Source organism: Acinetobacter sp. YH12040 (assembly GCF_013420005.1).
Classification (GTDB): Bacteria; Pseudomonadota; Gammaproteobacteria; order Pseudomonadales; family Moraxellaceae; genus Acinetobacter; species Acinetobacter amyesii.
Map to the genome: position 1 here is coordinate 276,703 of NZ_VOZB01000004.1, position 15,645 is coordinate 292,347.

9 protein-coding genes are annotated in these 15,645 nt (G+C 42.7%); 6 read left to right on the forward strand and 3 right to left on the reverse strand.

What is annotated here, in order from left to right; genetic code table 11:
* The first annotated feature begins 67 nt into the window (after nt 1-67).
* The 6 genes from FTT99_RS06520 (at nt 68) to FTT99_RS06545 (ending at nt 14,447) form a co-directional block, all read left to right on the forward strand.
* Nucleotides 68-3,853: an exodeoxyribonuclease V subunit gamma gene (locus tag FTT99_RS06520; RefSeq protein ID WP_180161315.1), complete on the forward strand. Its 3,786-nt coding sequence runs from the start codon at nt 68-70 to the stop codon at nt 3,851-3,853.
* Nucleotides 3,850-7,620 carry a UvrD-helicase domain-containing protein gene (locus tag FTT99_RS06525; protein ID WP_257229285.1) on the forward strand — a complete coding sequence of 1,257 codons (3,771 nt, stop codon included), beginning with the start codon at nt 3,850-3,852 and terminating at the stop codon, nt 7,618-7,620. Before FTT99_RS06520 ends, FTT99_RS06525 begins: the two co-directional genes overlap by 4 nt.
* A gap of 194 nt (nt 7,621-7,814) precedes the next feature.
* Complete coding sequence (recD, locus tag FTT99_RS06530) at nt 7,815-9,542, forward strand: exodeoxyribonuclease V subunit alpha (protein ID WP_257229288.1); 1,728 nt, start codon at nt 7,815-7,817, stop codon at nt 9,540-9,542.
* Nucleotides 9,543-10,409: 867 nt separating this feature from the next.
* A complete protein-coding gene (rpsO, locus tag FTT99_RS06535) occupies nt 10,410-10,679 on the forward strand; it encodes a 30S ribosomal protein S15 (protein WP_067761248.1) in 270 nt (89 codons plus the stop codon).
* Nucleotides 10,680-10,952: 273 nt separating this feature from the next.
* Nucleotides 10,953-13,040 (forward strand): polyribonucleotide nucleotidyltransferase, encoded by a 2,088-nt coding sequence (gene pnp / locus FTT99_RS06540; RefSeq protein ID WP_180035036.1) that lies wholly within the window; start codon nt 10,953-10,955, stop codon nt 13,038-13,040.
* A 138-nt stretch (nt 13,041-13,178) separates the two neighbouring features.
* Nucleotides 13,179-14,447: a magnesium transporter CorA family protein gene (locus tag FTT99_RS06545; RefSeq protein WP_180101506.1), complete on the forward strand. Its 1,269-nt coding sequence runs from the start codon at nt 13,179-13,181 to the stop codon at nt 14,445-14,447.
* Between the two features lie 35 nt (nt 14,448-14,482).
* On the opposite strand, the gene FTT99_RS06550 is transcribed toward FTT99_RS06545, so the two are convergent.
* The 3 genes from FTT99_RS06550 to FTT99_RS06560 all read right to left on the reverse strand — a co-directional run bounded on the left by FTT99_RS06550 (nt 14,483) and on the right by FTT99_RS06560 (nt 15,642).
* Nucleotides 14,483-14,800 carry a DUF2147 domain-containing protein gene (locus FTT99_RS06550; RefSeq protein ID WP_180131234.1) on the reverse strand — a complete coding sequence of 106 codons (318 nt, stop codon included), beginning with the start codon at nt 14,798-14,800 and terminating at the stop codon, nt 14,483-14,485.
* 158 nt (nt 14,801-14,958) lie between these two features.
* Entirely contained in the window at nt 14,959-15,222 is a 264-nt protein-coding gene (locus FTT99_RS06555) for a YdcH family protein (RefSeq protein WP_078192816.1), read from the reverse strand.
* An 81-nt stretch (nt 15,223-15,303) separates the two neighbouring features.
* Nucleotides 15,304-15,642 carry a chaperone modulator CbpM gene (locus FTT99_RS06560; protein ID WP_111885626.1) on the reverse strand — a complete coding sequence of 113 codons (339 nt, stop codon included), beginning with the start codon at nt 15,640-15,642 and terminating at the stop codon, nt 15,304-15,306.
* Between the last annotated feature and the right edge of the window lie 3 nt (nt 15,643-15,645).

Genomic DNA, 15,645 nt, shown 5'->3' on the forward strand with positions numbered 1-15,645 from the left:
CAAGATGTATAGTAAATAATCATTGTTGTTTTGTAGTAGTTGGTCACTCAGGCTGTAAAGGTAATCCATGGCAATACATGTAATTCAGAGTCAAAGAATCGAAGTTTTGGTGGATTGTCTAATCAAAAAATTAAAATCAAATCAGTCGACTAATGCATTATCTGTCTTGCAAGAACGGCATATCGTGGTACCCGATCAAGCCATTGCAGCATGGTTAGAAAAACAAGTTGCTGAAAAAATCAGTATTAGTGCCAATATTAAGCATCATCGTAAAATTTTAGGGTTGCAGTGGAAAGCCTACGATTGGGCCTTGCCGAACAAACAAGACCGTGAGCGAATTAAAGGTATCAACATGCCGCCATTGATTATGCAATGGCGTATTTATAATGCTCTAGCTGGTTTTATTGCGGCTGATAAGTTTGATGCTGCTCAGATTCCGACAGACGTGCAGCCCTTAGTTCAGCGTATTTTTGACAGCACAGCACAACTCTCAGATCGAAAAAAACGTGAGCAAAAGCGCCAAGAAATGTTGTACTGGATCGCTGCTCAAGTCACCCGGCTTTTTACTAACTACATGGCCTTTCGTGGCAGTTGTATTCATACCCCTGATGAAGGTGTTGAGCAATGGATTTGTCCACATTGCGATACCGACTGGCTAAAAGCGTGGAGTCATAACCAGCCATTAAATATTATGCAACTCACAGGTCTGAAACCTGAACAAGCTGATGAATATTTACCGACGCAGGCTCGACAACTAGAGCAATGGCAGCGTTGGCTGTGGCATCAAGTATTCAAAAAAGATTTTAATGACCGTCAGGAAATAGATAATAAATTTTGGTTTGCCTTGGCGCATGCTGAGCAAAATCGGCAGCAGCAGTTTGATTTGGATGCTGAGGATGATGAACGCGATGATGATGAGCGTCATCAAACCTATAACGGTTTACCTGAACAGATTTTCGTCTTTACTACCTTAGAACTACCACCTGCACAACTCAAATTTTTATATCGTTTGGCGGCGTATACCGAAGTACATTTGTTGTATTTCAATCCATCGCGTGAGTATTGGGCAGACATGGTCGATCCTGTTTGGAAAGATCGTTATAACCTAAAATTGCAACAGCGTTATATTGAACGAAATCCTAATGTCAGCACAGCGCAAATTCAGGCCTATCTGAGTACGACCAATGCGGAATTTCGTGAATCACAGCATTCATTATTGACTCGTTTAGGCAAACGTGCGCGGGATAACTTTGCATTATTGGTGAATATGTCTGGTGGCGAAGGCTGGGAAGATATTTTTCCAGATACTGAGCCGACAACGCTGCTCGCTCAAATTCAATATGACATCATGACTCTAGAAGAGCCCGAACAGCATCAATATGCACTCGCGGGTTCAGATGAATCGATTCAATTTCATGTCTGTCATTCTAGCCTGCGTCAGTTAGAAGTTTTACGTGAGCAGTTGGTACATTGGTTGGCCGAAGGCTCGGAACAAGAGCCACGCCATCCAAGTGATATCTTGGTATTGGTGCCAAACTTAAAAGAACTGGAACCGCATATTCGGACGGTCTTTTCGACGACTCGAGGCATGGGTCGCAGTGCTGTGGATTTACCTTATATCCCAGTAAAAATTGCAGGTGTGGTTAGTCAAGATATTCAAAATGCATGGAAAGCCTTTGTTGGACGCATTGAAATTAGCCAAGGTCGTTTTACCGCAGAAGATTTTCACGATTGGTTGAATTTGAATGCGGTGCAAGAACTGTATCAGCTCGACCATGTACAAATGGAACGTATGATGGAACTGCTAATTCAAGCCGGTTTCCGTCGTGGTTTAGATGAACAGCACATGTTGGCTTATTTGTCTGAACAAGACCGAGATTATCGTTATACCTTTAAATTTGCTTTAGACCGTTTGGCGTTAGGGATTGCGATTCCACAGCATGCCGTATTTGAGAATACCTTAAGTTTCGCAGGGGTGCAGAGTAGTGATTTTGAGTTGGTGCAAACCTTAATTCAGATCTATCAAGATATCAGTGCGCGTCGAGATTGGCTTAATCCGAACCTCAGTGCACAGACGGTCAAAGCGTGGTTGCAACAGCTAGATGCAGATTTAAAACCTTTTGTTGAAGCCAGTGGTCGAGCATTTGAAACCATACGCGGTGTGATGCGTGCAATGACACAACGACTGAAAAATGCCCAAAGTGAAAAAGTTGAGTCGCTACCAAATAGCTTTAATTTACCGCTATCTTTATTGCTCAAGGAGATACAACAAGGCATCGATGGTTCTGTCGATCAGATCGAACCAACTGGTTCAGTGACCTTTGCAGACATGGGTAAAATCCGTCAAGTCCCATTTTCACTGGTGGTGTTGTTGAACATGGATAGTGGAAAATTCCCACGTCGTGATCAGAAAGTACCTTTTGATTTAATGGATGTGTTTAAGCCAGTATTGGGTGATCGCTCACGTTTGGAAGATGATAAAGGTGCATTTTTAGATGCCTTGTTATTTGCCCGAAAGTCCTTATGGATTTTCTATAATGGCTTTGATGTCAATGGAGGTGAAAGTCGTGAACCATCATCTGTCATTTATGAGTTTAGCCAATTCCTCGCTCGAATGATTCAACCCCAGCAGTTAGATCAGCCACATGATGCCATGTTGGATTTGGATGGGTTACGAATTCCAGAGCAACTCGAACCGCTCTATCATATCTATCCGTTGCAGCCATTTGACCCGACAGGATTTCAGCAGTCTAAAAACGTACGATATAAAGATCAATGGTTTGCTGTGGCGGAACATATTTTAAATCAGTCTGGACAACGCCAACCCTGGATTAACCTTGATTATCCAGTGCATGATGCACAAGAAGTAAGGGTGTTAGATGGTCAGGAATGGATTAAAGATGTGGTATTCCCAGCTCGGGCATATTTGAAAACCCTTGGTGTGGCCAGTGTGTATACCGGTGATCAGTTACCACAGAAAGAACCTTTATTACTTGACCGTTTACAGCAATACCATGTCCGTGACTTATTGCAAAAGCATTTTGTGCAGCCTGCATCTCGTGTCAATCAAGCTGAGGATCAGAACTCTACGACTCCAACTGAACCAGATATAGCATTATTCCAAGATGTACTGCCTGTAGGACATAGCCAAATAGCAACGTGGAAGCTCAGTTTGCAAGAGCAGACGCAATTGTTAGCACGTTTAGATGGACGTTATGTAACTGCGACCACTTTACAAAACTTACAGCTTGAACCGCATTTGATACTGAGCATCACCGTGCCTGAAGACCGTCAGAGTATGCATTGGTTAAGCTGTATGGCATCTGGGGCAAAGCCTAAACGTCAGACGCAAACGTGGCTCGAATATCTACTGTGGTTGAGCTATTTAGACTTAGGTGATGAGGGGGCTGCATATCGTCGGGAAGTGATTTGTAATGATAAAAGCATAGTCTGTTGTGGTTTAAGCTCTGCACAAGCCAAGCTACAGCTCAGTGAATGGCTGGCGATGTGGAAACATGCGCAAAAACGTCCTGTGGTGCTGCCTGCTGCCTTAATTCGCCAAGAAAAATGCACTTGGGTGGAAAATGAAACAGGCCAACTCATGCCTGATAATTTTGCAAAGCTTCAAGAGGAATGGCTGAAAAATCATAGTTTTGGTGGAGTGGATTTGGAGTCGAATGAAGCCAATAGCCACCATCGTGATTGGAGCTTTATTTTACAGCAACAAGCGGCAGATGAACTTCTGGCATTGTCCTGTCGTTATTATGCAGAACGTTTATATTATGTGATGGATACCGAGTCGGATGACGGCCTAAAAAAACTTAATGTCATCAAGCCTGAGGTGAAAAAATGAATATGCCACAGCAAACGATGAATATGTCCACCAACCCGATTGCAGACATGAGCTTTACGGGACTGCATTGGATAGAGGCTTCTGCGGGTACAGGGAAAACCTATACGCTTTCCAGTCTGATGGTGCGGATTTTTCTCGATCGTTATATGCCGAATCAGGTCATTGCCACTACCTTTACACGTAAGGCTACAGCGGAACTCAAAGCGCGGGTTCGACTGCGGATTGAAGAAACCCGTGACTTTATTTATAGCCTGTTAGCGGCACCTCAAGATGAGTTGGCCGAACTTCAGCAGAGTTTGAGTGACCCTTTGTATCAGCAGGTGTTGAAAGATCATGGGCATCATTTAGATTATGCCTACAATCGGCTGAACGTGGTCTTACAACAATATGAAGAACTCTTTGTCGGAACTTTAGACAGCTTTAGTCAAAAGTTATTACGTGAATTTGCCTTTGAAAGTGGTCGTATCGAACAGGTGCAAATCAGTGAAGATGAAGATCTACATATTGAACGTATTATTCATGATTTATTAAGAGATTGGATTCAGCAGCAGCCTGCGCATTTGATTGAATATTTGCTGTTGAATCATCTGTTGAAAGGCCCTGAATACTATCTGGGCGTGGTAAAGGAAAGTCTAAACTTCCCATCGGTGGATTTACGTGTTCCTGAATTACCCGAAAATGCTTTGGCACATTTTGAAGCGATGTGTCAACAGCTTGCGCAAATGCTGCCTGCTGCTCGTGTAGAACTTGCAGCGTGTTTTGATGCCGCAAGTCATTATAAGAACCTTGTCGACGCTCGACGTTTTAATAAAGGGGCATTCTTTGTCACCTTTAACACACGCATTCCCGAGTTTTTACAGCACTTCGAAGCTGCGGGTAGCCAAGGGGTTTTGACTCAGTCCGACGTGTTACAACCGACGATGAAAGCCATTCGTTCATTGTTTTATGATCCGAATAAAACTGAATTTAAGCCACGTGTCTTTAAAGACAAAATCGTTGAGGAACAGCCAGATGTCTCAAAAGAATTTTATCAACATGCTTTTGTTCAACAACTCCGAGCGGTGCTCAGCGCTTATGAACATATCAATCAAGCAGAACAATATCTAAATTTTTATTTGGCGCAGGAAGTTAAAAAGCGTTTGCCTCAAGTGTTGTCCCACGCTGGGGAAACCACCTTTTCACAACAAATTCGGACCTTGTCGGAAGCTTTACAGCAAAGTTCAGCATCGGGGAAAGACAGTTTTGCTGCCCATGTTTTAGCACGCTATCCGCTGATTTTAGTCGATGAATTTCAAGACACCAACCAAGATCAAGATGACATGCTATCCAGTATTTGGCGGGTCAAGGAGCGCTTACATCAGGGTTGTATGATTATGGTCGGCGACCCCAAACAGGCGATTTATGGGTTCCGTGGCGGTGACATGCTGACCTATCGTAAAGCGCGTCATGATATTCAAACCAAGGGTGGACGTCGTTATACCTTGAACAAAAACCATCGTTCAGTCAAAAACTTGGTTGAAGTGGTGGATGCCTTGTTTCATCGGCAAATGGACTTTGGTGAGCAAGTTGAATACACCCCGATTCAAGCAGGTGAGCGTGAGCATCCTCCGTTGATTGATCATGATCAAGTCAATCCACAACCGCTGCGTTGGTTGGCTTTGGATGAAACGCTGAATGAAGCAGAGCAAGTGGCTTGGCAGATTCAGTCCTTGCTCAACCAAGCTCAGCAAGGACATTTATATTTTCAAGACAACAATACCCAGCGAGCACTGACAGCAAACGATATTGCGGTCTTGGGGCAAAACCATTTCGACTTAGAGCAAGTGCAACAATGTTTATTGCAGCTGGGCGTTCCTTGTTATAAAGCCTCTCGGGACAGTGTCTATAAAAGTTCCGTCGCACAAGATGTTGCCGCTTTGCTGACCGCAATTTTAAATCCTTATCAAGAAGCCAAGGTGAAACGTGCGCTGCTGAGCCGTTTATTGGGTTTTGATCTGAAACAACTGGTCGCACTCGAACAGCAGGCAGATGGACTGAGCGAAATTATCGAAAAACTCGAACAGATCCGACAAATTTGGAATGAGCAAGGATTCCGCAGCGCGTGGAATAGCTGCATGACGGTCTTTCAGGTGTGGACGCGTTTGGTGGCTGGGCAAAGTCGAGATAATGAACGCACAGTGGTGAATTTACGCCATATCGCAGAATTATTAAGTCAGCAAAGTGAACACTACACCGGTGCGCATAAGCTCTATCAATGGTTTATTCGCCAAATCAATTTAGGCATCAATAATGAAAGTACCCAAGAGCGAAAATTGACTGGGCAATTGGGGGTGCAATTGATGACGATCCATGCATCCAAAGGCTTAGAGTTTGGTTGTGTATTTTTATTGGGAGCAAATGCAGGCTTAAGTGAAAAAGGTAATTTGAATTTTTCCCTTAAAGACAATCAGCAAAAAAGCCTTGGGTTAGAACGTGTGATTGCTGTGAAGTCTTCGGACTTACCCGAAGATGATATTCAACAAAATGATGCGCGCAATGAAGCAGAGCATCATCGCTTGTGGTACGTGGCGTTGACCCGTGCCAGTTATCGTGTCTATGCCGTGCTGCGTCATCATGAAGTAGAAAAGAAACAAATGGCAGAAGCGCGTTCAGGACTGACTTTTTGGCGTGGAAGCGAACCTGATCTGTTCCAACATGCAGAAAGTGTGGATGCTGATGTTTTGCGTGCAGCACCACCGATTTTGACTCAGACTCAGGTTGAAGCTGTTGTATTAGACGCGGAAGAAATTCCCAACAGCCATTTTTATCCACGGGAAACCACCAGCTTTACCGCGCTCACGCGCACGACACATAAGGCATATATACAACGTGACCAACTGGCAGCGGTCATGACCGAGCCAGAAGACAGTGCTGCCGATGAAGTTGAACAAATTGAAATCATTGAAGCAGAAACTGCAGAGAAAATTAGCTGGATTAAACGGCATTTTCCAAAGGGAACCAAGTCCGGAAGTTTCTTGCACAAGTTGATGGAAAAAGTTCGATTTAGCACTCCAGAAGATAAGTTGGCCAAAGCCATCGCATCGCGCTTTCACAGTGATGTTGAGTTTGATTCGCCGCAAATATTGCAAAATTTGATTAAACAGTTTGGGCAAACGGCGAACCCTGAACAAGACGAAGCTGAACTGATTGAAGAAATGCAGGCATGGTACAGTCAAATCATTCATACACCGTTGCATGATGGTTTTAGCCTGCATCAGTTAAACGATGGTGAATATCGTTCAGAAATGGACTTTCATTTAAGTATGGCGGATCGTGCATTGGCAATACGTAAAATACGCATGCTATTTGAAAGCCTAAATGAGCCAGATTTACAGATACAAGATTTGAATGATGTGTTTACGGCACGCTATCTGACGGGGTCGATTGACTTGGTATATTATGATGGTCAGCGTTATCACATTGCCGATTATAAAAGTAATTTCTTAGGCGATCAGACCGCACATTATAATCATGCCTATATTCGAAAAAGTATGAGTCATTCTAGTTACTGGTTGCAGGCGGCTTTATATTTGGTGGCCCTACATCGTTATTTGAAAGCCGTGATGAAAGACTATGACATGACGCAGCATTTGGGTGGGGCGAGTTATTTGTATCTTCGCGGTATGGATGGACAGTCCGATCGTGGGGTATATCACTGGAAGCCGGCGGATACATTCATTCAAAACCTCGATGCAATATTGAGCGAAAAGGTTGTGGCTAAAACGTGAATAAGCATGAAAAAGATAAAAATATTCACGCTGAAACAATAAGTTGTATTGTGGATAAGTTTGAGGATAACTGTGTGGAAAATGATCAAAAAGCCTTATCAGCACAGCCTTTGCACGCGGGACAAGAAAATACTGTAGAAACGCAGGTTTTAGTTCCCCAAAATACCCAAGAAAAAGCTGATTTAGATGCGGTTTTGCCGGATTGGATTGACTATTTAATCCAACACTATTTACCGAATCAGGCCAGTCATCCTGCTGCAAATCAGTTAATTCAACAATTGATGCAAGCCGTGGAAAAAGGCGATAGTTGTATCTTGGCCGAAGATGCACAGATTCAATGTTTGGCTCAGATGGTTCAGCATGAGCACGCTGAAAAAACGCCTGTTGCGCCTTTTATTTTTGATTCACAGCGACTGTATCTCTATCGCTATTGGGCATTAGAAAATGCTTTGGGCAAGCAAGTTGCACGTTTAAAACAGCAAACAGAGCAAGATCTTAATCAAACGCAGACGCTTAATATTGAAAAGGATTTACTGACCGATCCTCATCAGATCCAAGCGCTGCACATGGTGTGCCAGCACAATTTTAATATCATTACCGGTGGGCCTGGGACAGGTAAAACCTATACCTTGGCACGGATTATTGCCGTGTTGAATGAGCAAAATCCAAATTTAAGAATTGCCATGGCAGCGCCGACAGGAAAAGCGGCGCAGCGAATGGAAGAAGCCTTACAAGCAGCGTTTAAAGATCCTGTATTGCAGCATTATTCGATTATTCATAAACAACTGAAACCTATAACTTTGCATCGTCTATTGGGTTTAGGGACGCGCGCTATCCCGCGGTTTAATGAGCGTCAACGCTTACCCTATGACGTTATTGTGGTCGATGAAGCCTCTATGTTGGACTTAAGTTTGGCGCAGATGCTATTCGCGGCAATCCCTCAGAACAGTAAGCTGATTCTATTGGGGGATGCAGAACAGTTGGCTTCGGTCGATGTTGGCGCTGTTTTGGCCACTCTTCAGGATGTCGATGCCTTACAAGCCAACCGTACCCATTTACAGACCAGCCGCCGTTTTGTACAGGGTGCAGCCATTGGTGAGTTTGCCCGTTTTATTCAACAACAAGAACAACAGCAAACAACCACAGAAGTTCTGGCGAAATTCGAACATCAGGTGGTATCTGCATCCGAACTTCAGCCGATTCAACTGACACCGAATATGAGCGATGTGATTCAGTTGCAATATCTCCCCGAAGCCACGAACAGTGCGGCACATTGGGCAAAATATTATGATCAACTGATGTATGGTTTTCAGCCCTATGTGGCATGGTTAAAACAATGGCCAGAGCAACCCGCTGAATATGCAGATTGGTTAGCCCAATTGATTCGTTATTTTGATGATTATCGAATTCTATCGGCCATTCGACATGGAAAATTAGGCTTACATGAACTCAATCAGCAGATTGAACTACGGGTCTTAAATGCCTTGGGTGTGTTGAAACAAGGGGATTGGTATGTCGGTCGTCCAGTTATGATGACCTATAACGATTATCAACTTGGACTATCAAATGGTGATATTGGGATTTGCTTAAAACGACCGATGACGGAAAAGTCGCAGTTTGAGGTTTATTTTCCCAGTTTGGATAAATGGGTTGTGGCAACACGGTTACCTAAAAGTATAGAAACTGCCTACGCATTGACCATACATAAGTCTCAAGGTTCTGAATTTACCCATACGGCGGTAGTTTTGGAAAATCATGCAACCGAAATGATGAGTAAAGAGCTGATTTATACCGCCATCACTCGTGCGAAAAAAGTGGTGAGTTTACTTGTTGCAAAAGATGCATTGGCAAAAGCGCTTATAAAAAGAACAGCACGAGTTAGTGGTTTGTTAGAAAAAATTAACAATCACCTATCTTTGTAAAGCCTGGGCAAAATGTACCGTATTTTGTAAGAAATAGCTTACATTGATTCAGGAGATTTGCGCATAGAGCTTCTTAGAGCTTTTTGAGAAGATGACTTCACAGAAAAAGAACTCAACACGGATGGTTGAGTAAAATCGCAAAAGTATAAGAATAACGTCAAAAGACAGCGAACTTACAGTGAAGTAAGGAAATAGGAAACTTACAGCCGCTAAGCCTTGTAGTTTTGGGAGAGACTACAAGGCTTTTTTATGTATAGAAAATAAGAAATGCCTATATGCTGTAACAGAAAAGAAATAGAGCTTAACCGATGTACGAAAAAGCTTACATATAGATACGAAAAATACGACTTTTATCTAACAGCCGTTGTGGCAAAATCTACCACATAAGGAAGTGCAAGTTAAAACATGGAATGTTTAACATAAGGACGCGGAAAAGCGCCACATAAAACAATAAATAATAAAACAATAACTAAAAAAGAAGAAACTACAGCGCAAAAAAGCCCGAGCCCAGCTCGGGCTTTTTTTTAATCGTTCCAGTTTAAGTTTTGTATCCTAAACATCGAGTGGCAAAATGTATCAAAAATAAGTTTAAAATTCATTCAATAATATGGAATTCAATGTGTTGGAAATATGCAGTTTTGTGTCGTATAGAGTGTCGAAGCATATAAAAAATTTATAATGGAATCGAGAGGGAGAATAAGGCGTTATTGTCATTAACATAACCTGACGAAGTCGGCTATCTCTTTTTGCAATTAAGATGATTTTCCCTTAATATAATGCACTTGCTGTAGTGATGCACGGCAGTCAGCTGATTTATCGGTTGATTCGTATCAAAAGTTAACTTTATAAGCATCTCGGAGAAATCGAATGGCTTTAACAAACGCAGATCGCGCAGAGATCATTGCAAAATTCGCTCGCGCTGAAAACGACACTGGTTCACCAGAAGTTCAAGTAGCTCTTTTAACTGCTCAAATCAATGATTTACAAGGTCACTTCAAAGAGCACAAACACGACCACCATAGCCGTCGCGGTCTTATTCGTATGGTTAACCAACGTCGTAAGCTTCTTGACTACCTTAAAGGTAAAGACGCTACTCGTTACAGCGCATTGATTGCTGCTTTAGGTTTACGTCGTTAATTCGATTTAAACTTTTATTTTCGGACTATTGCATGCTAAGTGCCGTATTACTGAAAACTAAAGTCTATCCAACCTTGGTTGGATAATGGGGAAGGGGCGATGATTCGCTCCTTCTTTGTGTCTTAAATTAGTATTTTAAATTAATGTTTTTAATCTCTAGTGAGGTCGGCTTCTAAGCTTTGTCATTTATGTTACAGCGTTTGGGGCGTTGAATGAATGCCAAACCTTAGGGGTCTCCACTAGAATAAAATCAGGAAAAAATAAAACATGTCGATGTTTAATATTATTCGTAAAGAATTCCAATATGGTCAGCATCAAGTTGTCCTAGAAACAGGTCGTATTGCGCGTCAAGCGAATACTGTGATCATCACTATGGGTGGTGTACAAGTTCTTGTTGCTGTTGTTGCTCAGCCAACAGCGAAAGCAGGTCAAGACTTCTTCCCATTGACTGTTAACTACCAAGAAAAACAATATGCTGCAGGTCGTATTCCAGGTGGTTATGGTAAACGTGAAGGCCGTGCGTCTGAAGCTGAAACGCTTATTTCACGCTTAATTGACCGTCCAATTCGTCCATTGTTCCCAGAAGGTTACTACAACGAAATTCAAGTGACTGCGACTGTTATTTCTTCTGATAAGACAATGGAAGCTGACATTGCTGCAATGTTAGGTACTTCAGCTGCTCTTGCAATTGCGGGTACACCTTTCCGTGGTCCAATCGGTGGTGCACGCGTTGGTTTAATCAACGGTGAATACATCCTAAACCCGAACCACGAACAGCTAAAAGAATCTGACCTTGACCTTGTGGTTGCAGGTACAGAATCTGCGGTATTGATGGTTGAATCAGAAGCGAAAGAACTTTCTGAAGACCAAATGCTTGGCGCTGTATTGTTCGGTCATGACGAAATGCAAATCGCGATCCAAGCGATTAAAGAATTTGCTGCAGCTGCTGGTGCAACAGAGTCTACTTGGACTGCACCTGCGAAAAACGAAGACCTTCGTGCAAAATTAAAAGAAGCGTTTGAAGCGAAAATCTCTGAAGCATACACAATCGCGGTTAAACACGATCGTTATGCAGCACTTGATGCGCTTCAAGCTGAAGCTGTTGCTCAATTCGTTCCAGAAGATGACGTTGATGGTATCGCTGACGACTTAGCTGAATTATTCGAAGACCTTAAATACCGTACAGTACGTGACAACATCTTGTCAGGTAAGCCACGTATTGATGGCCGTGATACGAAAACAGTTCGTGCGCTTGACGTACAAGTTGGTGTATTAGACCGTGCTCACGGTTCTGCATTATTTACACGTGGTGAAACTCAGGCGTTGGTAACAACAACTTTGGGTAATACACGTGATGCGTTAATGGTGGATACATTAGCAGGTACGAAAACTGACAACTTCATGTTGCACTACAACTTCCCTGCATACTCTGTAGGTGAAACTGGTCGTGAATCTGGTCCTAAACGTCGTGAAATCGGTCATGGTCGTCTAGCGCGTCGTGGTGTACAAGCTGTTCTTCCTGCAGCTGACCGCTTCCCGTACGTGATTCGTATCGTATCTGATATTACTGAATCAAACGGTTCATCTTCAATGGCGTCTGTATGTGGTGCTTCTTTATCACTTATGGATGCTGGTGTGCCAATTAAAGCGCCAGTTGCTGGTATTGCGATGGGTCTTGTGAAAGAAGGCGAACGTTTCGCAGTGCTTTCTGACATCTTGGGTGATGAAGACCACCTTGGTGATATGGACTTTAAAGTAGCCGGTTCTGCAAACGGTATTACTGCACTTCAAATGGATATCAAAATCGAAGGTATCACTGAAGAAATCATGGAAGTTGCATTAAACCAAGCGTATGCAGGTCGTATGCACATCTTAAATGCAATGAACCAAGTGATTTCACGTGCTCGTCCTGAAATTTCAATGCATGCACCTACATTCCAAGTGATCAACATCAACCCTGATAAGATCCGTGACGTGATTGGTAAAGGCGGTGCAACAATCCGTCAAATCACTGAAGAAACCAAAGCGGCAATTGATATCGAAGACAACGGTACAGTTCGCGTATTTGGTGAAACTAAAGCGGCTGCATCTGCTGCTGTTGCGAAAATCCAAGCGCTTACTGCTGAAATCGAACCAGGTACAATCTACACTGGTAAAGTGATTCGTATCGTTGAATTTGGTGCGTTTGTAAACATCCTTCCAGGTACTGATGGCTTACTTCACATCTCTCAAATTTCAAACGAACGCATTGCGAACGTTTCAGACGTATTGTCTGAAGGTCAAGAGATCAAAGTACAAGTTGCTGATGTCGACAACCGTGGTCGTATCAAATTAACTATGAAAGACATCGAACAAGCTTAATAGTTTGCTGATTCACAGAGTTTCGGCTCTGTGAATGGATTCACAAAAGCCTTGAGTGTAGTCAGAGTATGAACTTTGACTTGCTCAAGGCTTTTTTTATGGCATCATGCAAAAAGTAAACACAATAATAAATGAGATATGCAAACCTATTATTTTTTTCAGCATCCAACAGCCGCGCATATCTATGTGCAAGACCAAGCGCAATGTGAGCATCATCCTGAACTTGAACCTGAGTTTATTTGGATTGATTGTACCCGTGAAGATGTGGTCAACCGCCCAGAGCAGTGGCAGAGTGATATTTTTCAGGCATCAGATCTACGGGTCAATGAATACCATCTGCGGGATATTTTAAATTTAGAGCATCCGTGTGCCTTTGACACACTCGATGATTATGATTTATTAATTTTTAGAAAAATGGTCACACCCGATGACCAAATTGTTGCAGGTGCAGAAGCTCTTGAAAAGCATGAGCGGGTCTTTGGTTTGGCGACCACCCCGATCAGTTTTTTGATCACGCCCCAAGTGCTGATCACGGTGCGCGAAAAAGGCAACAAAGCCATTGAAAGTTATATCCAACGGATTGAAACTTTAATTTCTCGTCCGATTGATGAACAAAATAAACCACGAAAATTAGCCATTACACCCTTAGATTTGGCATTGCGCTTACTGAATAATATGGTAGATGGTTACTTGGATTTACGTGTTCCTTTGACCCGCCGTGTCGAGTTTTGGCAGCGAGAATTGCTGCAAGGGCATCGGCGTTTTACCAAGTGGCATCAGTTGTTGCAGGAAAATATGGCCTTTCAGCAAGTGGAAAATTTGTGTGAAGAGCAAATTGAAGCTTTGCAAGAACTGCGTGATGAAGTTGTGGATAATTACCCACATTTGAAAGGCAAAAAGCGCAGTGAAAAGCAGGATATCATGCTGGTTCGGGTAGATGATTTAACCAGCCATATCGAACGCATTCAAAAACATACCACACGATTACGCAGTGCTGTGCAGGCCGCGATTGATCTGCATTTTTCAGCTGTCGCCAACCAAACCAATGAAAATATGCGGATTCTGGCGATTATTACGGCGATTTTCGCACCATTAACCTTATTAACCGGTATATACGGTATGAACTTTGAGTTTATTCCTGGACTTAAGTCACCAACCGGTTTTTGGATCATGCTCGGCATCATGCTGATGACCACGATTTTACTACTGTATTATTTTTATCGACGGCATTTGGTCGGGCGCGGTGAAAAAAGTGTGATTGATATGTTGGCACAGCAGCACGGCGATCAACACATGAATCTGTTTTGGTTTATGGATTATGAACCAATCAAACAGACGGTGAAGGGCACAGTCAAAGGTACGGTTAAAACCATGAAAGAAATTGAGAAGCTGACGAAACTCAAATAATTCGTGTCAGCTTCTCTGATGGGTGGGTTTAGTTGCTAATCATTACGAATCCATGTGGTACTACGTCCGAGTGCAGACACGCCAATATAGCCGCGCATGGTTAAACGTTTGCCATTCGCACTCAGCTTGGCTTTGCATTTTAAGCATACTTCAACCAAGGGTTTGTACGGCAATCGGCATATTGCAGTGAGTGTTCCACTATACGTCCCGTCGGCATTTTTAACGACGGTGACATCGCCGCGTGAATATCCTGTTTGGTCATCAATTGTTTTCCAAACACTGGTCATATCATTGGCATGCAACAGAGCGCTGAAACTGAGTAATGCTCCAAATAGCACATGATGTATTTGCATGATGAATCCTTTGTCATGATTTTATTGTTTTTTTAAAATCTGCAGTACAACGCGATTTGACCGATCCTTATGGTCTTGGTAATTCAATTGCGTAGCCTTGTGGGTTGTACTGCGAACGACATGCATCATGAAAAATCCCCTATACATGAATCGATATCTCAAGAGATATCATCATTTTCGTTACTTTTCAGCAAGCGATAAATTTCATCTTTTAGCTTTAATTTCTTACGCTTAATGGTCTCAATATCCGTGTTATGGTGATTGACAGGATTTAATTCCAATTGAATAATTTCACGATCTAACTCATCATGTTCTTCAAAGATCCGTGCAAAATATGGATTTTCATCACGTAACTGAGAGACCAAATCACGGTACTCAGGAAACATGTTTTTGACTTTTTTATTGCAATCTCGTGTTTTCATGGTTGTCGATCACTTCCTCTACAAGACAAACTCTACAAGAAAAGAAAAACGCCCTGCGAGGCAGAGCGTTCATGAATACATTTAATGTGAATGAAACTGTTGGTGTTTGACTTGGCGACGTAGTTGTTGAACTTCGTCAATTAAATCAAGCATCATAGCGACCGCAGTAAAACTGGCATCGAAATCTCGTTGAAGCCGATACGCACGCCGTGCGCGAGATATATCATCGCCAAAAAATTGATGAATCCTGTCTTCTGAACGGCTAGGCAGAATATCGTATTCGAGTAGTTGCAGAACCCATTCTGGACTTTGCCCACAGGCAGAGGCAAAGTGTTGTAGATCAAAACTACTTTTTTCGTCTACGATTTCAGTCTGTTTACATCCGTCACAGACAATTTCACGATAATGAATTGTTGTCATGGT